This window comes from Mucilaginibacter sp. GW821-FHT07G05, from assembly GCF_059418565.1.
Genome location: NZ_JBWKQC010000001.1, coordinates 760,536 through 779,236, shown reverse-complemented (window position 1 = coordinate 779,236; position 18,701 = coordinate 760,536). Strand labels below are relative to the sequence as shown.

The 18,701-nt window shown below is 42.0% G+C and carries 21 protein-coding genes and 1 riboswitch; of the genes, 8 read left to right on the top strand and 13 right to left on the bottom strand.

All coding sequences use genetic code 11. From position 1 onward, the window contains the following. Window positions 1–76: 76 nt before the first annotated feature. From AC07NA_RS03235 to AC07NA_RS03210, 6 genes are all read right to left on the bottom strand, one after another. Window positions 77–514 carry an RrF2 family transcriptional regulator gene (locus tag AC07NA_RS03235; RefSeq protein WP_345209287.1) on the bottom strand — a complete coding sequence of 146 codons (438 nt, stop codon included), beginning with the start codon at window positions 512–514 and terminating at the stop codon, window positions 77–79. Between the two features lie 102 nt (window positions 515–616). Further along, window positions 617–1,456, bottom strand: coding sequence for an MOSC domain-containing protein (locus AC07NA_RS03230; protein WP_494895624.1), 840 nt, complete (start codon window positions 1,454–1,456; stop codon window positions 617–619). Between the two features lie 81 nt (window positions 1,457–1,537). Beyond that, window positions 1,538–1,921 (bottom strand): acyl-CoA thioesterase, encoded by a 384-nt coding sequence (locus tag AC07NA_RS03225; RefSeq protein ID WP_494895622.1) that lies wholly within the window; start codon window positions 1,919–1,921, stop codon window positions 1,538–1,540. 50 nt (window positions 1,922–1,971) lie between these two features. Next, window positions 1,972–4,278: a 5-methyltetrahydropteroyltriglutamate--homocysteine S-methyltransferase gene (gene metE, locus AC07NA_RS03220; protein WP_494896002.1), complete on the bottom strand. Its 2,307-nt coding sequence runs from the start codon at window positions 4,276–4,278 to the stop codon at window positions 1,972–1,974. Between the two features lie 174 nt (window positions 4,279–4,452). Beyond that, window positions 4,453–4,669, bottom strand: a riboswitch (cobalamin riboswitch). Between the two features lie 131 nt (window positions 4,670–4,800). Next, entirely contained in the window at window positions 4,801–6,279 is a 1,479-nt protein-coding gene (locus AC07NA_RS03215) for an OmpP1/FadL family transporter (protein ID WP_494895621.1), read from the bottom strand. A 30-nt stretch (window positions 6,280–6,309) separates the two neighbouring features. Beyond that, window positions 6,310–7,230, bottom strand: a complete 921-nt coding sequence (locus tag AC07NA_RS03210) for a hypothetical protein (protein WP_345209282.1) — start codon at window positions 7,228–7,230, stop codon at window positions 6,310–6,312. A gap of 103 nt (window positions 7,231–7,333) precedes the next feature. Here AC07NA_RS03210 and proS point away from each other — a divergent pair, with 103 nt between their 5' ends. From proS to AC07NA_RS03185, 5 genes are all read left to right on the top strand, one after another. Then, entirely contained in the window at window positions 7,334–8,806 is a 1,473-nt protein-coding gene (gene proS, locus AC07NA_RS03205) for a proline--tRNA ligase (protein WP_494895619.1), read from the top strand. A gap of 66 nt (window positions 8,807–8,872) precedes the next feature. After that, window positions 8,873–9,307, top strand: a complete 435-nt coding sequence (locus tag AC07NA_RS03200) for a hypothetical protein (protein WP_494895618.1) — start codon at window positions 8,873–8,875, stop codon at window positions 9,305–9,307. Between the two features lie 38 nt (window positions 9,308–9,345). Beyond that, window positions 9,346–10,485, top strand: coding sequence for a cystathionine gamma-synthase (locus tag AC07NA_RS03195; RefSeq protein WP_494895617.1), 1,140 nt, complete (start codon window positions 9,346–9,348; stop codon window positions 10,483–10,485). 92 nt (window positions 10,486–10,577) lie between these two features. Beyond that, on the top strand, window positions 10,578–11,000 hold the full coding sequence (locus AC07NA_RS03190) for an SMI1/KNR4 family protein (protein WP_494895615.1): 423 nt from the start codon (window positions 10,578–10,580) through the stop codon (window positions 10,998–11,000). Window positions 11,001–11,003: 3 nt separating this feature from the next. Then, a complete protein-coding gene (locus tag AC07NA_RS03185) occupies window positions 11,004–11,819 on the top strand; it encodes a TIGR02757 family protein (RefSeq protein ID WP_494895614.1) in 816 nt (271 codons plus the stop codon). Between the two features lie 814 nt (window positions 11,820–12,633). Here AC07NA_RS03185 and AC07NA_RS03180 read toward each other — a convergent pair. Together AC07NA_RS03180 and AC07NA_RS03175 are read right to left on the bottom strand one after the other, a co-directional pair. Then, window positions 12,634–12,858, bottom strand: a complete 225-nt coding sequence (locus AC07NA_RS03180) for a hypothetical protein (protein ID WP_345209278.1) — start codon at window positions 12,856–12,858, stop codon at window positions 12,634–12,636. A gap of 255 nt (window positions 12,859–13,113) precedes the next feature. Then, window positions 13,114–13,542 carry a hypothetical protein gene (locus tag AC07NA_RS03175; protein WP_494895613.1) on the bottom strand — a complete coding sequence of 143 codons (429 nt, stop codon included), beginning with the start codon at window positions 13,540–13,542 and terminating at the stop codon, window positions 13,114–13,116. A 178-nt stretch (window positions 13,543–13,720) separates the two neighbouring features. On the opposite strand from AC07NA_RS03175, the gene AC07NA_RS03170 reads away from it, so the two are divergent. Both AC07NA_RS03170 and AC07NA_RS03165 read left to right on the top strand, forming a co-directional pair. Continuing rightward, window positions 13,721–14,197 (top strand): hypothetical protein, encoded by a 477-nt coding sequence (locus AC07NA_RS03170; RefSeq protein WP_494895611.1) that lies wholly within the window; start codon window positions 13,721–13,723, stop codon window positions 14,195–14,197. A gap of 173 nt (window positions 14,198–14,370) precedes the next feature. Continuing rightward, entirely contained in the window at window positions 14,371–15,165 is a 795-nt protein-coding gene (locus AC07NA_RS03165) for an SDR family NAD(P)-dependent oxidoreductase (RefSeq protein ID WP_494895609.1), read from the top strand. A 55-nt stretch (window positions 15,166–15,220) separates the two neighbouring features. Here the strand turns inward: AC07NA_RS03165 and ppnP are convergent, their stop codons facing one another. Beyond that, window positions 15,221–15,502 (bottom strand): pyrimidine/purine nucleoside phosphorylase, encoded by a 282-nt coding sequence (ppnP, locus tag AC07NA_RS03160; RefSeq protein WP_345209274.1) that lies wholly within the window; start codon window positions 15,500–15,502, stop codon window positions 15,221–15,223. A gap of 150 nt (window positions 15,503–15,652) precedes the next feature. Here ppnP and AC07NA_RS03155 point away from each other — a divergent pair, with 150 nt between their 5' ends. Then, window positions 15,653–15,796 carry a hypothetical protein gene (locus tag AC07NA_RS03155; RefSeq protein WP_345209273.1) on the top strand — a complete coding sequence of 48 codons (144 nt, stop codon included), beginning with the start codon at window positions 15,653–15,655 and terminating at the stop codon, window positions 15,794–15,796. Window positions 15,797–15,799: 3 nt separating this feature from the next. On the opposite strand, the gene AC07NA_RS03150 is transcribed toward AC07NA_RS03155, so the two are convergent. The 4 genes from AC07NA_RS03150 to AC07NA_RS03135 form a co-directional block, all read right to left on the bottom strand. Beyond that, on the bottom strand, window positions 15,800–16,609 hold the full coding sequence (locus AC07NA_RS03150) for a DUF817 domain-containing protein (RefSeq protein WP_494895607.1): 810 nt from the start codon (window positions 16,607–16,609) through the stop codon (window positions 15,800–15,802). Further along, a complete protein-coding gene (locus AC07NA_RS03145) occupies window positions 16,606–17,364 on the bottom strand; it encodes an oxygenase MpaB family protein (RefSeq protein WP_494895605.1) in 759 nt (252 codons plus the stop codon). Before AC07NA_RS03145 ends, AC07NA_RS03150 begins: the two co-directional genes overlap by 4 nt. Before the next feature lie 2 nt (window positions 17,365–17,366). Beyond that, entirely contained in the window at window positions 17,367–17,759 is a 393-nt protein-coding gene (locus tag AC07NA_RS03140) for a ribosomal maturation YjgA family protein (protein ID WP_494895603.1), read from the bottom strand. A gap of 256 nt (window positions 17,760–18,015) precedes the next feature. Then, complete coding sequence (locus AC07NA_RS03135; protein WP_494895602.1) at window positions 18,016–18,567, bottom strand: hypothetical protein; 552 nt, start codon at window positions 18,565–18,567, stop codon at window positions 18,016–18,018. Window positions 18,568–18,701: the final 134 nt, after the last annotated feature.

Sequence of the window (18,701 nt, the reverse complement as noted above, 5' to 3'; positions counted from 1 at the left end):
TATATACTACACCGAAATTGTAGTATATATTTCAAAATTGCATTGATATGAGATTGTCCCATATCAATAGCTGTGCTTAGATCTTGTCTATCAGCGTTGTCTCTCTCGAAATTACATCGGCAATACTGGTTTCCGAAAGTACTTTCAGTGTAGCATCGCGTACCTCAATAAACACATCGCGTATGCCGCAGGTAGTTTCCTGGTGGCATTCATCGCATTTGTGATAAAAGTTAAGGCTGGCGCAGGGTACCATAGCGATAGGGCCATCGGTAATACGCATTATGCTTACTAAGTAAATGTCTTTCGGGTCTTTGTTAAGACTATAACCGCCACCGGCTCCCTTTTTGCTATACAAAAAGCCCGCGTTGCGCAGGTCGAGCAGTATTTGTTCCAGAAACTTTTTCGGTATTTTTTCCTCCTCTGCAATTTTTGATATTTGCATTGGTGGCTTATCCATGTTCTTACCCAGGATAACTAATGCTTTAATAGCGTACTTTGTTTTTTTCGATAGCATCGTCTAAAGATACAATTTGCAAAGATATATAAAGAATACGTACTACATAGACTAAAAAGTATAAAGAAAACTCAATACCCTGTCAGTTTGTTTTATACGCGGTTATGCCGGGGATACGTTTACCAAAAAACGTTCTTCATTATGCAGGGTGATATTTTCGAGCGTATCGCCCACGCTGATAGCGCCTTTACCTTTGTGTACGATGTTTTGGCCGAAGAGTATTTTTTTATTTTTATTACGATAACCCGCCAATGCCTTTAGCGGTTGTTTGCCTTTTTCGGCAGTGTTTTGGTCAATGGTGGTCATTACGCAGCGGGCACAAAGCTTTACACCAAAAAAGTTGATGCCATTAATGTTAAAACTTTTCAATATATCTTCATGGTAAGGCGCTCCGCCGGTGAATACGATATTAGGCCGGAAGCGATCCATTGGTAATACTTCATCAATCCGGCTGTTCAGGTCATCAAGCGATGCCTGGCCGATGAGCAGGAAAGGATAGCCATCTGAAAAAGAAGTGATCTCCCCATCGCTGGTATACTTTTCGTCGGTTTTGCGGTGGCTATCATCGGGCATGTACACCAGGCGGCAGCTTATCTCCAATACTTTACTAAACCAGTCGTCAACTTCATCACTTACATAAACAGCGCTACAGGTATCATCCCAAACAGTCACCTCGCAGCTTTCGTTAACTACAGGAACAAAAGGGATAAAAACGTTTTCTCCTGTGGTTTTGTGGGTAACGCGCAAGCCTGTATCCTCAATACTTACACCCAATAAAGCCATTTGATGAAACTCACGTTGCGATACAAAGCGGTTATTGGCATCTACCAACATCCAGCGGCGATCATGCTCCAGTCCGCGATCTGTTACCACGGAGCTGTTGAGTGAAATTCCGCCTAACGACTTGATAGGATAGATGTATATGGCGCTTATGCTAAGCATGTTCGGGTTGATATTATTTAAGATGTAAAAATATCAAACACAATTGTTTTTATTAGCGTTCATTAGCCTTAAGTTGACAATTTATATCACCTTTACCGGATTCTTATGCTCATCAACCGCCACAAGGGTAAACGTGCCGGTGATGGCTTTCTCGCGAAACTCCGAATACATTTCTTCAATATAAATATCTACCGATACCTTTAAACTGGTATTACCTACATGTATTACACGGGCTACCAATTCAATAATGGTACCTGCCGGGATGGATTTGTTGAAGTCGATACGGTCTGAAGATACGGTAACCACCCTGCGGCGACTGAAGCGTGTTGCGGCTATAAAAGCTACCTCGTCCATCAGTTGCATGGCCATGCCGCCAAATAAGGTATCGTAATGGTTGGTTGTATTAGGGAAAACTGCTTTAAAAACTCTTGTTTCTGATTGTTGTATTCTTTCTTCAATATCCATGGGCGCAAAGGTAAAAATACCGTGCACTTGGGGTGCACGGTATTGTAAAATTAAACAGTTTCGGGCTGTGTGGTTTTTTCGCGGGCCTGTTTGGCAGCGTCAACCATGTTTTTAAGCGCCTGTTGGGTTTCGGGCCATTTGCGGGTTTTTAGGCCGCAATCGGGGTTTACCCATAGGTTTTGTACAGGTAACAGCGTAGCCGCTTTTTCAAGCAGGCTTACCATTTCATCAGTTGTGGGTACCCTTGGCGAATGTATATCATATACACCGGGGCCAATTTCGTTAGGGTACTCAAAGTTTGAAAAAGCGTTCAGCAGTTCCATTTGCGAGCGTGAGGTTTCTATCGTGATCACGTCGGCATCCATGGCAGCAATGTTGGTGATAATATCATTAAACTCGCTGTAACACATGTGGGTGTGAATCTGCGTTTCATCCTGCACGCCACTTGCCGAAATGCGGAACGCGCGGATAGCCCAATCAAGGTAAGCAGGCCAGTCGGCTTTGCGCAGTGGCAAACCTTCGCGCACTGCGGGTTCGTCAATTTGTATTACGCCTATGCCTGCTTTTTCAAGCGCTACCACTTCATCGCGGATAGCTAAAGCAATTTGATTGGTTGTTACCGAACGCGGCTGATCATCGCGCACGAACGACCATTGCAAAATGGTGATAGGGCCCGTAAGCATGCCTTTCATCAATCTGTCGGTTTGTTGTTGGGCAAAGCTGCTCCAGCGCACGGTCATATCCTCCGGGCGACTAACATCGCCATAAATAACCGGTGGCTTAACGCACCTGCTGCCATAGCTTTGTACCCAGCCATTCTTGGTAAACAGAAAACCATCCAGCCTTTCACCAAAGTATTCTACCATGTCGTTACGTTCAAATTCGCCGTGCACCAGTACGTCAAGGCCAATTTCTTCCTGCCAGCGTATGGCGGCAATAATGGCCTGTTCAATAGCAGCATCGTATTGTTCAGCGGTTATCTCCTGTTTTTTTAGTTTTGCCCTTAACTGACGGATATCATCAGTTTGGGGAAACGATCCAATGGTAGTTGTAGGGAAGAGTGGGAGTTTAAAGCGCTGCTGCTGCAATTGCTGACGTACCGGGAACGCGCTTTTACGTTCGGCATCACTATCGGTAATAGCCGCCACGCGGTCTTTCACGGTAGCTTTATGTATTAAGGTAGATTTTTGACGTGCCGCTATAGCCTGCTGATTAGCAGTTAACAGTTCGGTATTGCCGTTGGCTATCTGGTGCAGTTCCTGCACTTCGTGCAGTTTTTGTTTGGCAAAGGCCATCCAGTTTTTAATTTGCGGATGGATCTCGGTTTCCTGGTCAAGATCGAAAGGCGTATGTAATAACGAGCACGATGGCGCTACCATCACCCTGTCGGCACCAATGGCTTCAACAGCTTGATTAATCAGCACCAGCGATTGAGTATAGTTGTTTTTCCAAACGTTACGGCCATCAACCACACCTAATGACAGTATGAGTTTATCGGGTACCAGGGCTAATACTTCTTCCAGTTGTTGCGGAGCCCTTACCAGGTCAATATGCAAGGCATCGACAGGCAGGTTAACGGCAAGCTGGGTATTATCAAGCAGGCCTTCAAAATAAGTGGCTACTAAAAGCTTTACGCCATTGCATTGTTTGGCAATTTCTTTGTAGGCGTATATGTAAGCTTCCTTTTCTTTCTTGCTTAAATCTAACGAAAGGAAAGGTTCATCCAGTTGTATCCATGTAGCGCCATAGCTTTTTAGCTGGTTAATTACCTCAACATACACGGGTACCAGTTTTTTAATCAGATCGATCTTTTCAAAGCCGCTTTCTTTTTCTTTACCCGCCAACAGGTACGATACCGGGCCTAACAGAACAGGTTTAGCCGCCTTGCCTGCAATTTGGCGGGCATGGTTGTATTCGGCATAAATTTTCTCTGAAAATACCTTGAATTGTTGATCAGCCGTAAATTCGGGTACTATGTAATGGTAATTGGTATCAAACCATTTGGTCATTTCCATGGCGGTAATATCCAGCCCGTCTTTTTGATAACCACGTGCCATAGCAAAGTACAGGTCGAGCTCATTGTTGTTAGAAACGGACGATAGCACAGGTGTATACCGTGTTGGTATCGCTCCAAGCAGCAGGCTCATATCAAGCACCTGATCGTAATAGCTAAAATCGTTACAAGGTACCAGGTCGATACCCGAATTGAGCTGTAATTGCCAGTTTTCTTCCCTGATTTTGCGTGCTACCAGGTTAAGTTCTTTCTGATCAATTTTGCCTGACCAATACTGCTCGCAGGCTTTTTTGAGTTGTCGGTGGCTGCCCATACGTGGGTAGCCGAGGTTGTTTTTGAGCATACGCATAAAACTTTAGTTAAACATTAAATTGATTTTAATGCTCCTTACGTTTTCGGTATGCTTTCGGTAATTTGGGATAGAAACGGCTACACGGCAGCATACAGCACCCCAATTGTTGGGCGCCATAAAGGTTCCGGGTAAGTCCGTTGACTAAGCTTCAATCGCGAAAGCATTGTCTTTTTTACAGCAGTGGCAAGTATCCTGGCTTGTTTTATTATTAAAGGCCTTCCCATTTGCGCAGGGGCAAACAGTGACATAGTATTTAACAATTACGGGGATAGGATATAAGCCCAAACCCGTTAAAACTTACAGTTGCGCGACAGCCCGTGATTTACACACGGTTCCTTTTTAATACCGGAATTAACCGGTAACCTCTGTTGCTGGAAGATTTTTCTTGTAAAGAACGTTTCGTGGCAAATATATCCGTTTAGCTTTTACCAATCAATAGCGAATAGGTAAGTACTTACAAAAAAGGCTCGCTGTAGTACACAGCGAGCCTTTAAATTTTTAGTTATAAGTATTTTAGAACCTGTACGATAAAGTAAGATATAAATTATCGTTAGTCTTTTTCAAGAATGACGCAGGGCTTGCATCGCCAATTTCGTAAGGATATATGGTTTGTGAACCTGTTATATGCGCGTAGGTGGCATCAACAGAATAAGGACCCGAACGGAAACCTATACCGCCTGAAGCAGTTTTAATTGACGAACCAAAATCGCCCCTGTTAGGGTTGCCTTGTACGCCATAACCTCCACGCAGATAAGCAAAGCTGCTTAAACGTGCTTCAGCACCAACGTGCGCGTTAACAGTACCTTTATACAAGCTCTTGATGTTATTATTATCATCGGTACTGCTGTAGCTGTCGTTACTCATCAACTTGGCCGATGAATAATCAACATACTCCACATCGCCCGATATAAAACCGAATTGTTTGATGAACACGGCTAAACCACCGGCTACTTTTAACGGTGTACGGAAATCGTATTCTAAAGGATAATTTTCACCGTCCTGGAAAGTATTTGAACCTATTATGCGGGTATCTAAACGCTCGGCGTAAGAATCCTGCATGTTATACCAAGTTGGTGAGGTGAAGTTAAAACCTAACCTTACAGCTTCAACCGGCTTATAGATCATACCTAATTTCAGGTTTACGCCTGTTCCTTTAGTATACTGGTCTTGTGTAAATACCGAAGTAAAGTTATGGGTTACATCGTTGCCGTTTTCAAGTAAGGAAACATCACCGTTTTCAATAAAACTGGTGGTTGAGTTATACCTGATGCTGGCAATACCGATAGCGCCACCAATATATAACTTGTTACTGTAATTAGCACCCAAAGCCAGGTTAAATTCCGATTGACTGCCCGTACGGGTTATCGTTCCATTCTGCATTACATTATTGTTGCCACCGGCAATAACGTTACTGCGGTATTCAGAACTATTAGCGCCTACCGAATAAAGATCTATCAGTTTTTGTCTGTAAGCCCAATCGCCTAACAAGTCATCAGCGCTGTTATTGGCCCTGTTAGCATAATAATCACTTATTGAGCTGGCGTTGTTATTGGCACCGTAGCTTACGTTTTCGTAAAAATCGTTAGTACGGGCGTAGCCTAAACCAAAGTTAACGCTTAGCCAACCTTTAGTTTTATCGGCATTGCTATTATTAAGGCGCGAGTAAAATACCGCGGCAACATTGTTAAGGTTCCCTGTATTTTTCTTATCCGACATGTTACTGCCTAAATAAGTTGCCTTGGTTTTTTGCATATCATATTCAGGCGTAAGGCTGATTTCTGATTTGGTAAAGAAACCTAAACCTGCAGGATTGCCACTTACCGAACTTAAATCGCCGCCTATCGCGGTACCAGCACCACCAATTGCCTTTATACGCGCGGTAGACCCGTTTAATGTTTGCGAAAAACGGATAGCATCCTGCGAATATTGGGCATAGCTATTTTTGGAGATCGCTACTATAGCGATCATGCTTAATATATATCTGATTTTCATAAATATAGTGTGAAGAAGCTTTAGATTAAATTATGGTCTAACCGGGCGTCCGCCGCCACCACCGCCACTGCTGCCACCGCCGCCTCGTGAACCACCGCCTGAATTGCTTGATGGTGCCGGAGCCGAACGCTCAACCTGTGGTTGATAGCTTGGTGTTTCCCTGGTAGGGCGTGTTACACGTGCATCGGTATTTGGGTTTCTGCCATTGGTTGCGCTTGGGCGGCTTGTAGCTGTACCATTGCTACCGGTTCCGCTAAGCCTGTTTGGCCTGTTAGGGTAGTAGTTATTATCGGTACGGCCATAACCTGCTGCATTTGGCCGGCCATTGGCTAAAGCGGTGCCCGGTCTGCCTGTACCGCGCGATGGGCGCGGGGTACCCGAATTGCGATAGGCAGAGTAGATGCCCCAATATGGATAACCGCCGTAGCCTGTACCCCAATATGAATACCCTAAACCGCCATAGCCGTATCCATAAGGATAACCGCCATAACCAAAACCACCGTAGCCTAAGCCAAGGTTCCATCCCCAGCCGCCGTATCCGTAGCCATAACCAAGGCCAAAGCCTCCGCCATAACCGTAACCGCCGTAACCAAACGCGCTGTTGAACGGTCCATAACCATAATACAGGTTATCATAATAGCCGAAAGGAGAGTAGTAGTTGAAACGGTTTATACGCGACGCGTAATCGTCGTAATAGTAATATTCGTCGTCGGTAGCATAATAATCGTCCTGGTAACCATCGGTAGCGTAACCTACGCCATCCCCATCGCCGTTATCACCCTCATCACGATAAACAGGTCGCTCGGCATATACCGGCGCGTTGCCCGCTTTAGCTTGCGTATTGTACACATCGTCGCCATCGCTCTGGTTTGATGCAAGCTTTGTAGTAGCACAGGAACTCAGCGCTATAGCGCCAATTAACATGATTCCTCTCGTAATATTACGTTTCATTGATATGTTTAGTAAAATGTTCGAACCCAAATAACCGATAAATTTATAAATTTGACGGCACTATATAATAATAGTAAGGTCAAATTCTATTCCAAATATAAAAATGAGTAAAGGTATTATTAGTAAAGACGAAGATTATTCGCAATGGTTTAACGAGTTAGTAATTAAAGCTGATCTTGCTGAATATTCACCTGTGCGGGGCTGTATGATCATTAAACCTTATGGATACTCCATTTGGGAAAATATGCAGGCCGTACTGGATAAGATGTTCAAAGATACAGGACACAGCAATGCTTACTTCCCGTTATTAATACCCAAATCGTTTTTTTCAAAGGAAGCCAGTCACGTAGAGGGCTTTGCCAAGGAATGCGCGGTTGTTACTCATTATCGCTTAAAGAACGATGAGAACGGACAAATTGTTGTAGATGAGGATGCAAAATTGGAAGAAGAATTAATTATTCGCCCAACATCCGAAACCATCATCTGGAATACCTATCGCGGCTGGATACAATCGTACCGCGATTTGCCTATTTTGGTGAACCAATGGGCCAACGTAATGCGCTGGGAAATGCGTACACGTATGTTTTTACGCACCAGCGAATTTTTATGGCAGGAAGGGCATACCGCCCACGCGACAGCCGAAGAAGCGATAGCCGAAACCGAGCAAATGCTGGGTGTATATGCCGATTTCGCCGAAAACTGGATGGCAGTACCGGTGGTTAAAGGCCGCAAAACTGCTAACGAACGTTTTGCAGGCGCTTTAGATACTTATTGTATTGAAGCGTTAATGCAGGATGGTAAAGCATTGCAGGCAGGTACATCGCATTTTTTGGGGCAAAATTTCGCCAAAGCCTTCGATGTTAAATTCACCAGCAAAGAAAATAAGCTCGATTACGTTTGGGCTACCTCATGGGGGGTATCAACCCGTTTAATTGGCGCGTTGATCATGGCGCACTCTGATGACGCGGGTTTAGTATTGCCTCCAAAACTGGCACCTATACAGGTAGTTGTTGTACCTATTTATAAGCACGACGAAGAACTGGAAAATATTACCGCTTATGTTGATTCGCTGAGTAAAGAATTAAAAAGCAAAGGCATTTCGGTTAAGTTCGATAAACGCGATACCCATCGTCCGGGTGCAAAGTTTGCCGAGTACGAATTAAAGGGTGTGCCGTTGCGTGTAGCTATCGGTAGCCGCGATATGCAGAACGGTACGGTGGAGCTTGCCCGCAGAGATAACAAAACCAAAGAAACGGTTAACCAGGAAGGTTTGGCCGGCCATATAGAACAACTGCTGGAAGAAATTCAGGCCAACATCTATAAAAAGGCATTCGATTTCCGTGCGGAGAACATCACCGAGGTTGATACTTACGATGAGTTTAAACGCTTATTAGATGAAAAACCGGGCTTCCTGTCGGCGCACTGGGATGGTACGCCGGAAACAGAGCAACGCATAAAAGACGAAACCAAGGCTACTATACGTTGTATCCCTTTAGATAATAAACTGGAAGACGGAAAGTGTATCTTAACAGGTAATCCGTCAACGCAAAGGGTGCTTTTCGCAAGGGCATATTAAGTTGTGGAGTTGGTTAAAGATCATTATTACATAGTTTGTCTTGATTTTAAATTCAGCAAATTATATGTGATATGGATAAGTGGTGATACAGATGGACTTGTGGCTGATAATGAAAATAAGATAATTGCGTTTAAAAGCAAAGATGAGTTAATATCTTATGCAGAAAAGCATCAGCTAAATCTTGATCAGGAACATTCTACTTATAATTTCTATTTATTACAGCAATGGCTGTTGGCACCAACTTCGACGATAGATTATACCGAGTTTCTTAATATATGGAACTTATTTACAGATGTATCTGAAACTGTAAATCAAGCCTTTTTGGGAGATGAAAAGGAAACAGTGAGAAATAATTTGTATGAGAAATTATTTGATGGGAATGGTTTATGGATTTCATCCGATCCAAACCCATCATTTGATGAAATGGAAATAAAAATATTACAGAGTATATTAAATCAGGGCTTAAATCTGTTACAGGAAAATCTCCACGTTATTGAATAATCCTGTACTTATTAAATAACCTAATCAGCTATTCACCGATGAAATTCGCAACTAAAGCAATACACGCAGGGCAGGAGCCCGATCCAACTACAGGCGCTATCATGACGCCTATATACCAAACATCTACCTACTGGCAAAAAACGCCGGGCGATAATAAGGGATATGAATACTCGCGTGGTACTAATCCTACCCGTAAAGCGCTTGAAGATTGTCTTGCAGCGTTGGAGAACGCGAAATTTGGTCTGGCATTTTCGAGTGGTATGGGTGCTACCGACGCGGTAATGAAGTTACTGCAACCCGGCGACGAGGTAATTACAGGCGATGACCTGTATGGTGGTTCGTACCGCATCTTTACCAAAATATTCGCCAACTACGGTATCAAGTTCCATTTCATCAGCTTTGCTGATCCTGAAAATGTAAGGAACTATGTGAACGAAAATACCAAAATGATATGGGTTGAAACGCCAACCAACCCAACCATGCAAATCGTCGACATTGAGGCGGTAGCCAATATAGCCAAAGAGAAGAATGTGAAACTGGTGGTTGATAATACATTCGCATCGCCATACCTGCAAAACCCTATCGACCTTGGCGCTGATATTGTAATGCATTCGGTGACCAAATATATCGGTGGTCACAGTGATGTGGTAATGGGCGCGTTAATGCTGAACGATGAGGAACTGTATAAAAAACTATGGTTCATTTATAATGCCTGTGGCGCTACACCCGGCCCTATGGACAGCTTTTTGGTATTGCGCGGCATAAAAACCCTGCACCTGCGCATGAAAGCGCATTGTGAGAACGGCCGTAAAGTTGCCGAGTTTTTGAAAGATCATCCGCGTGTGGCAAAAATATACTGGCCCGGTTTTGAAGATGCTCCGGGACACGAAGTGGCTAAAAAACAAATGCGCGATTTTGGCGGCATGATCTCCATCACCCTTAAAGATGCTACATTAGAAGACACCTTCAGGATAGCCGGTTCATTTAAAGTATTCTCATTGGCCGAATCATTAGGCGGTGTAGAATCGCTGATCAATCACCCGGCCACCATGACACATGGTTCTATCCCCAAAGAGGTCCGCGAAAAAGTCGGCGTGGTAGATAGCCTGCTGCGCTTAAGCGTTGGCGTAGAAGATATTGACGATCTGCTGGACGATTTAAAACAAGCTTTGGTTTGAGAACGTAAAGGCTGAAACAATTACGCAGTATTACGGTGTACGAGGCGATTTTTTAGCATAACATCATTCGTTTCGCACCCTTGATATTTTAAATGATCAGGAATAAAATGGAAAAATGGATTCAGGAAGTTGTATCTAAATGGAATAATGAAGGTGTTAAACTAAACCCGCCCGCTACTATTGCTGCTATTGAAAAGGCTGAATCAGTTTTAGACTTTAAATTTCCTAAAAGTTTTAAAGAACTTTACTCGGTTTTTAATGGCTTTAATGAGTGGGGTTGGCAGGAACATTTTTTCTCGTTGTGGCCATTAGAAAGAATTGCAGATGAGTTTAAAATATCTGAAGATAAATCTTACATCGTATTTTGCGATTACCTAATGTACAGCCATTCTATCGGGTTTATGAAAGATGAGTCCGGTATTTTTAAAAGTTATGGCATTCAAACCGACAAGATCACTGATGGATTTGAGGACTTTGTATTTATGATCAACAATGGCTCAGATACGGTTTACTGATCTATGATAGATAATCTCAAAGTATTCCTCGATTCCAAGGTAGCGCAATACAACCGCCCCGATTTTATTACTAATGATCCGGTTTGTATACCGCATTTATTTACTAAAAAGCAGGATATCGAGATCATGGGCTTTTGGGCTGCTACACTGGCCTGGGGGCAAAGGGTTACTATCATCAAAAAATGCAGGGAGCTGATTGCGCTGATGGACGGCGCGCCTTATGATTTTATTATGAATCATGAGGATCTCGATCTTAAAAAGCTGCTCAGTTTTAAGCATCGTACGTTTAACGATATCGATACGCTGTATTTTATATCATTTTTCAGGTATCATTACAGCAATTATGATTCGCTGGAAGACGCGTTTATACCCCCCGCTCCGCTGAAGGGGGAGTCATTGACCAGCCCGAATAATACGGTCGTTAATTCCGTAAATGGGGGAGTAGAGGCTTACCTCAATTATTTTCGCTCGTACTTCTTTTCGCTGCCCGATTTTCCGCACCGTACTAAAAAGCATGTATCGTCGCCCTCGCAGAAATCTACCTGCAAACGCCTGAATATGTTTTTACGTTGGATGGTGCGTAAGGATGATAACGGTGTTGATTTCGGGATATGGAACCAAATTAAACCATCGGAGCTGATATGCCCATGTGACCTGCATGTAGACCGGGTGGCGCGCAAGCTGATGCTCATCACCCGCAAACAAACCGACTGGCAAACCGCCGTTGAATTAACCGCCCGCCTACGCGAGCTTGACCCTGCCGACCCCGTAAAGTATGATTTCGCTTTGTTTGGATTAGGGATAGAGGAAAAGTTTTAACGTTCTCCCGGGTTTGTATACCCTGCTTTGTATGGCTGTAATTATCTGCCTTAACCTTCAATTAATTAAGTGTTGAAATTGTATTTATTATAATACTTTATTGATACTTATTTACAGGTGTTTTTTATGTGTTAAATTAACGTTAAATAATGTTAAAAACTATTTACTGTCATGTTATTGTGTAAAATGATAACAGTTTTATATATTTACATATTATCTAACCAATAATAAACCTATATAAGGCATGTACCATCCCCGGTATGTGCCTTTATTTTTAATATTTAAAATGATCAGGCTGATACTATATTAACAAACAGCATTTAAGAAACTGATTTAACTTTTACCTAATTGAGTTGCCTCGACGAAAAGGAGCGGAAGCAATCCGCAATAAAATAAAGAATAGTTGAGATTTGTATATACCAGTTGTTTAACCGCATGTTTGGCTTAGTGTAAAATATTTTTTGTAAGCTATTGTATTTGTGAAACTTAAATAGTTATATTTACAACACAATACCAATTGCAAACCTAATAAGACATATTCTAATGAGTATGTCTTTATTTTTAAGCCATAGCTAAAACGTTTTATAAATAGCAAAAGCAAATATTTTTTGTACTCACTCTTCGCAATTATCTTTATTGCCCGTGATAATGCTTACTTATTAATTAATGATTATTAATGTTTTATTACAGTGATAGGTAATAAGAGGATGAGTTTGGACGGAAATAGGCTGGGCAGGTAGTTACTTCAAAAAAATATAGTAAATAAAAAAACGCCGGTAATTGCTTACCGGCGTTTTTTTATCAGGCCTTTTGTTTACCAGCCTGAACCTTTTTTAGCGTTACCATTTTTGATATGCTCTTCAGCTTTTGCTTTACCTAAAATTGCAGCCAGATTGTTACCGTCTTTATCTTTACCTGTTGCAATGTACCTGCCCGATTTTACGTCGATTACCGGATCAACAATTGGTACATTTTTAGTTTTTGTTTTTACAGAATAGGCGGTGATTCCCGCTGTTTCTTCTTTGTTAGCTGTTGCCATAATTAGATTTTTGTATTGTTTTTGTTAAGTAAACCCCTTTCGGGCAATGTTTGTTTTAGCAAACATAAACGATTGTAGCTAACTAACGAATAGTAGCCACTATTATTTCAGTATTATTTATGCACAAAATGACCATTTTTCACATTTTTTCTCCATTTATGAGATAAACACGCTTTAACATACCGTTAAATCACCCACTTTTGCACAGTTAAAAGACCTGTGCTTAGCACACAGGTCTTAGTATAAGCTATATAATTACCCTCTTGGTGTAGTTGGAGAGGCTGGTGTTGTAGGTGAAGTAGTAGGCGTAGTCGGTGTTGTTGACGGCGGCGTGGTTGGGCTCGTAGGGCTGGTTGTAGGCGCCGGTGTTGCCGGGTTAGTAGTCGGCGATGTTGCAGGCGACGTAGCCGGGCTTGTAGGGCTCGTTGTTGGTGTAGCCGGATTGTTTATCGGGTCGGTAGCCGGGGTTGGTGTTACCGGCGGCGTTACAGGTTGTGTAGTAGGAGTAGTCTCCTTGGTAGCAGGTTTAACCTGTTTCGTTTTTGATTTTGCAGGCACCGTATCCTGTGCACTTACATTATCTCTGTTAAAATTTACTTTATTTTCTGTTGCTCCGTTAGCAGTTGCATATTCAAACGCGAAGGCTGTACCCACTGCTAATATCATTAAACTTACTTTTTTCATGGTGTTTGTTTCTTTATTGTTATTATAATTAACCTAAAGCTATAACCGTGCCAATGCCGGTAACAATACCTTAAAAAATGTGTCATAGTAACAAATTCAACGTACTCAAAAAACATTGTTAACGTTAAACTTTTTTAACGCTTCTTTGTATATCAATCAAACGATTATAACTTATAACATGAAAACCAAAGTATCATTTATATTGCTGGCGCTGGCCTTTGCCGCATGTACATCCAAACAAAAAAATTATAATAATGATACCGCCGGTGCTGATAGCGGCCAAGCCGGTGTAGCAACTAAGTCGTCTCCGGGGCATATTTGCTTTTTACATACCGAGGGAACAAGGCAGCAGGATACTACCTTTGTGCACCTAATAATTGACGGCGACAAAATAACCGGGCAAATGAACTGGATCCCCAGCGAAAAAGATAGCCGTAAAGGCACCATAGAGGGCACACAGGATGGTAATACCATTAAAGCTATATGGACTTACAGCCAGGAAGGAACTAAAGATACCATGGCCGTTGAATTTGATTTTCCGGGCGACAGGTTAGTACAAAAATCTTTTACAGCTAATAAAAAAACAGGCAGGCTGCAAACCGATGCTAAAGCAGCTTACAGCATTAACTTTGAAAAAGTGAATTGCAAGCAATAACCATTGCATAATATTACAAAAGGGGCTTTATTTGACATTCAGATAAGGCCTCTTTTTGTAAGCAACGGTTAATGACTTTCGCATAACACGTTTATGACCTTTGCCGAACAAACACTATTATAACAATTACGTTATTTGTTCACAAAAAACAACATCCTAACACTTATAAAAAAATGGATTTACAACTCACCGGAAAAACCGCTTTTGTAAGCGGCTCTACACAAGGCATCGGCTTTGCCATAGCAAAAAAACTATTACAGGAAGGCGCAAGCGTTATTATTAATGGCCGCAGCCAGGAACGCGTTGACAATGCTGTTATCAGGCTACAGGAAGAAGTGCCCGGCGCCCAGGTAAGTGGCTTTCCGGCCGATTTTTCAAAGGCCGCCGAAGTAAAGCAACTAACTGAACAGTTGGGCGAAGTAGATATACTGGTAAACAACGCCGGTATTTTTGAGCCTAAAGCATTTGTGGATATTACCGATGAGGACTGGCTGCGTTTTTACGAGGTGAATGTATTGAGCGGTATACGCCTATCGCGCCATTTTTTACCTAAAATGCTGGCTAAAAACTGGGGCCGTATCATTTTTATTTCCAGCGAATCGGCTATCAATATACCCGAAGAGATGATCCATTACGGATCTACCAAAACCACACAATTGGCTATAAGCCGTGGTTTGGCCGAACTAACTAAAGGCACTAATGTAACTGTAAACTCGGTATTGCCGGGGCCAACAAAATCTGAAGGGGTTGATGAATTTGTAAGTCAGCTGGCAAATGATAAGGGTATTACCTTTGCACAGGCCGAAGAAGAGTTTTTTAAAACCATGCGGCCAACATCATTGATACAGCGCTTTGCCGATGTGGAAGAGATAGCTAACCTGGTGGTTTATGTAGCCAGCCCTGTGTCGGCAGCTACCAATGGTTCTTCTCTTCGTGCCGATGGTGGTGTTGTTAAACTGATCATATAATATAAAAGCATATCGCCGGCTTATTGCTGAAAATATCCGGCGATGTGCTATATCATTATCTGTATTTACACAGGTAAGAGGTTTGTAAAGATGCCTTTACTTTAAAAGTAACATTAGCTTCTACCTCAAAAGTTTGTCCGTTAGTGTACGATTGGAATGCCTCGCCATGGGGCAGCAAAATGTGTAATTCACCTTCTAACACAGTCATGGTTTCGTGTTGCGATGTGCCGAATTCGTATTCGCCCGGTTCCATTACGCCTACAGTGGTTTTGCCTTCGGCAGATGTGTAGCCCAGTGATTTTACTGCGCCATCAAAATATTGGTTTACGTCTATCATGGTTCTTTTTTATTTGGGTGGTGAAGATGTGAAATTTATTCGGCTTTAAAAATAACCGGCCATCGTCATCACTGTATAAACAGAACAAACTGCGTGGATGTTTTGATTTACAGTATTTCGTATATTAGTACAACCAAAAACGCTTACACCATGAAAGCCGCCTCACACCATCACTCATTTAATGATTTTAACTTTTATTTACTCATTCCGCTTGGTATTGCCTTAATGCTGGTTGCCTGCGGTGTTTACATTTTTGTTGAACTGGTTACTATTATACCCGGCAAATATCAGTAGTATTTATCTGTCCGGCTGTTTTGCAGTGTTCTTAAACAGTTTAAGTTCGGCAACAATAATAAAACTTACGATCACCAAAAACTCCCACGAGCTGATCTTTTGGTAGTTCACCATTTTCCAGCCTTTGTGCTGGTAGGCGTATTGCCATGCGCCCAGCAGGGTAGCCATGTTTTCGGCCATCCAAATAAAAAAGCCGATGAGCAAAAAGGAGACGATCACCGGCATGCTAAATTGCCGCCCGTCTACCGTAAATTTTACTGTCGCTTTCCTGAAAAAATAAACTATAAATACACCTATCAAATACCGCGCATCGGGTATAAAATGATTGGTGAAAAAGTTGATGTAAATAAGCACGCCCAATACCATAGCGGTGTAATGATTTGGCCAGTGATGAATATTGAGCTTTAACCTTCGCCATGCCTGGCACATATAACTGGCAACGCTGGCGTACATAAAGCCACTGTACAAGGGCACACCCGCAATTTTAGTATAGGCATGTTCTGGGTATTGCCATGAGCCATAATGTACCTTAAATAGTTCCATCAGTAAACCCAGCAGGTGAAAAATACAGATCACTACTACCTCATCACGTGTTTCAATTTTGGTGAGGTAAAGTACTAACTGGATGGATACGCAGGCGATCAGCATAAAATCATACCGCGGAATAATACCCGTGAACAAATGCGATAGCGCGAGCATAGCGAAAACCAATACCGGGAACAGGCAAGACAACGCCTGTTGTAAGCCGAAGTGAAATAGCTTGCGTGCAAACTCCTTCACGGCCATTCTGTTTGATAAATGCAGACTGATCATAATGCCATATCTAATTGTTGTACTTGTACCTTATAGGCCGATGGCAGCAAGGCGTTCTTGAAAATACGTTCGAGCCTGAACAGGCGTGTTAGCTTGTAACCGAAAATGAAAGGCTTAAGCCATAATACCGGTTTTTGCCCCAATAGGGTTTTTATTTTTGATGGTATTACCAGTTGTTGTACCTGCTTTAATATGAGGTAACGAGGTGTACCCAAGTGTTTTTTATACTGCGCGAAAAGATCTGTAGTGAAATGGCTTTGCTGAAAATTTTCGAGCAAGTGGTAGTGGCGCATGGTAAGCCATTGCGCATAATCCTGCGGTAAACCGCTAATACCCATGCGGTGACCAACACGGTAAAAAACGTCGAATATTTCAGCCTTCTCGTTAGTACCGAGCTTGTTGTATAGTAGTTCATAAGCTCTGATAGAGTAATCTATCAGCATAAATAAAACATCGCGATAGGCCCAGTCGGGTATAGAAGCGCCGCGGGCTTGTTCTACGCCTTTGTGTATGGCCGTTATTTTGTCGATGGCCCGTAATGCTTCGCTTTCGCCCGAAAAGATGATCTGCTGTGAGTATACCACGGTAGAGAACAGCCTGTCCAAAGGATCGGCAGGTAGGCGACCGGTAAAATAAAGCCAATCCACAGCCTTGTTCAGCGCGAATTCGGCCGAAGCGCCGGCAAATATGAATAGCACAGTATCGCTGTTGCCCCAAATTTTACGTACGATAGAATCCTTATTTACAAAGTCCATATTTAAGCTGATTTAAAGTTTAATGAATATTTAGCTGCAGCATATTCTGCCAGTAAAACTATGATGATGCCCAGCGTGTAAGCCAGCATATCGCCCCAGGCAAACGCGCTGCCTATGAGCAGTATGGCTGTTTTTGAGTGCCCAAGCCCCAAGTGTACGGCGAGTTTAAAATATTGTGAAATCTCAACTGCATAGGCAAATACCAATGTACCAAGGGCGGTGTGCCATACCGGCGCATTTACAAAAGCCTTAACAATACAATAAATGAGTATCACTACCAGCAGGTCACCGCCATAAGGACGGATGATGGCATCATGCGCGTAAATGGCGATAAGCACTTCTGCCGCGAAAAGCAGCAATGCGAGGGTGAAGTAACTGAGTTTGAATTTCAACATTGTTTAATTAAAAGTACTTTGTATTTCAAAGTAAATGAATTTTATTGAGATGTACAATAGGGTAGTGGTAATTTATAATGATGATTTAATGGGTGCAGGCAGCAATCGCGTTAAGGATTGAAGTGAAAAGCCCGGAATGCAGCGCAGCGAAATGAGGACTTGCAACGGAAAGCCTGACCCGACGAAGGAGGGAAACGCCCACAAAAATCTAATGTTTAATAACGATTAGATACAGGTTATTATTTATGCAAGATTGTTAATCACTTAATATATCATACATGATTTTCATCGCTGATTTAGTGGCAGCCATCTCAGCCTGTTCCCAATCGCCAATACATTTATCAAATGATTTTTTTTCCAATATTTTTTGCTTTTCAACTATGTAACTCTCGATTTTCCTAAGATGTATTCTAAATTCATGATCTTGATTTAATCTTTTCGACATTTCGATATAATCAATGTTCGGAAGTTTTAATCGAATCATTTGGATAGGTACCACAGGCTCAAATTCGTCATCTATTAATTCCGAGTAAAGGGATATAAGTACACTCAGTGTAGATTTCGATATTTTATTAACCATTTTTTCAAATTCATTAATCTCATCATCTTCCCACAATTTTTTCAAAATAAATATTACTTTGAAAAACTCCATTTCAGAATCATTAAACTTATTTAATTCTATAACACCAGTGTGCGGATCAAACTTTAATTTACCAAAACTTATTTTATCCCTTATTTCCTGATCCGATTGAATAATTTTAATTGTATTATTTTTCTCTTTCTTAAAAAGGTTTTTAAATAGTTTCATTGTATTTCTTTTAAATATTTAAAGATAATCACTGACCGTGTTTTCACAATATCTTGTATGAGCCTATTAATTAGCAAATATGCAACAGGTTTCCATCCCTCTCATTTCGATAAAATAGTCTTCCATTTTGATAT

What these genes read in the sequence shown, in the direction of transcription:
- metE (WP_494896002.1), bottom strand. Translation starts at nt 4,278, where the DNA reads ATGCTCAAAAACAACCTCGGCTACCCACGTATGGGCAGCCACCGACAA.
- AC07NA_RS03210 (WP_345209282.1), bottom strand. Translation starts at nt 7,230, where the DNA reads ATGAAACGTAATATTACGAGAGGAATCATGTTAATTGGCGCTATAGCG.
- AC07NA_RS03215 (WP_494895621.1), bottom strand. Translation starts at nt 6,279, where the DNA reads ATGAAAATCAGATATATATTAAGCATGATCGCTATAGTAGCGATCTCC.
- AC07NA_RS03170 (WP_494895611.1), top strand. Translation starts at nt 13,721, where the DNA reads ATGAAAACCAAAGTATCATTTATATTGCTGGCGCTGGCCTTTGCCGCA.
- AC07NA_RS03140 (WP_494895603.1), bottom strand. Translation starts at nt 17,759, where the DNA reads ATGTTGAAATTCAAACTCAGTTACTTCACCCTCGCATTGCTGCTTTTC.
- AC07NA_RS03230 (WP_494895624.1), bottom strand. Translation starts at nt 1,456, where the DNA reads ATGCTTAGCATAAGCGCCATATACATCTATCCTATCAAGTCGTTAGGC.
- AC07NA_RS03135 (WP_494895602.1), bottom strand. Translation starts at nt 18,567, where the DNA reads ATGAAACTATTTAAAAACCTTTTTAAGAAAGAGAAAAATAATACAATT.
- AC07NA_RS03175 (WP_494895613.1), bottom strand. Translation starts at nt 13,542, where the DNA reads ATGAAAAAAGTAAGTTTAATGATATTAGCAGTGGGTACAGCCTTCGCG.
- AC07NA_RS03190 (WP_494895615.1), top strand. Translation starts at nt 10,578, where the DNA reads ATGATCAGGAATAAAATGGAAAAATGGATTCAGGAAGTTGTATCTAAA.
- AC07NA_RS03180 (WP_345209278.1), bottom strand. Translation starts at nt 12,858, where the DNA reads ATGGCAACAGCTAACAAAGAAGAAACAGCGGGAATCACCGCCTATTCT.
- AC07NA_RS03155 (WP_345209273.1), top strand. Translation starts at nt 15,653, where the DNA reads ATGAAAGCCGCCTCACACCATCACTCATTTAATGATTTTAACTTTTAT.
- AC07NA_RS03165 (WP_494895609.1), top strand. Translation starts at nt 14,371, where the DNA reads ATGGATTTACAACTCACCGGAAAAACCGCTTTTGTAAGCGGCTCTACA.
- AC07NA_RS03195 (WP_494895617.1), top strand. Translation starts at nt 9,346, where the DNA reads ATGAAATTCGCAACTAAAGCAATACACGCAGGGCAGGAGCCCGATCCA.
- AC07NA_RS03225 (WP_494895622.1), bottom strand. Translation starts at nt 1,921, where the DNA reads ATGGATATTGAAGAAAGAATACAACAATCAGAAACAAGAGTTTTTAAA.
- AC07NA_RS03185 (WP_494895614.1), top strand. Translation starts at nt 11,004, where the DNA reads ATGATAGATAATCTCAAAGTATTCCTCGATTCCAAGGTAGCGCAATAC.
- ppnP (WP_345209274.1), bottom strand. Translation starts at nt 15,502, where the DNA reads ATGATAGACGTAAACCAATATTTTGATGGCGCAGTAAAATCACTGGGC.
- AC07NA_RS03150 (WP_494895607.1), bottom strand. Translation starts at nt 16,609, where the DNA reads ATGATCAGTCTGCATTTATCAAACAGAATGGCCGTGAAGGAGTTTGCA.
- AC07NA_RS03145 (WP_494895605.1), bottom strand. Translation starts at nt 17,364, where the DNA reads ATGGACTTTGTAAATAAGGATTCTATCGTACGTAAAATTTGGGGCAAC.
- proS (WP_494895619.1), top strand. Translation starts at nt 7,334, where the DNA reads ATGAGTAAAGGTATTATTAGTAAAGACGAAGATTATTCGCAATGGTTT.
- AC07NA_RS03235 (WP_345209287.1), bottom strand. Translation starts at nt 514, where the DNA reads ATGCTATCGAAAAAAACAAAGTACGCTATTAAAGCATTAGTTATCCTG.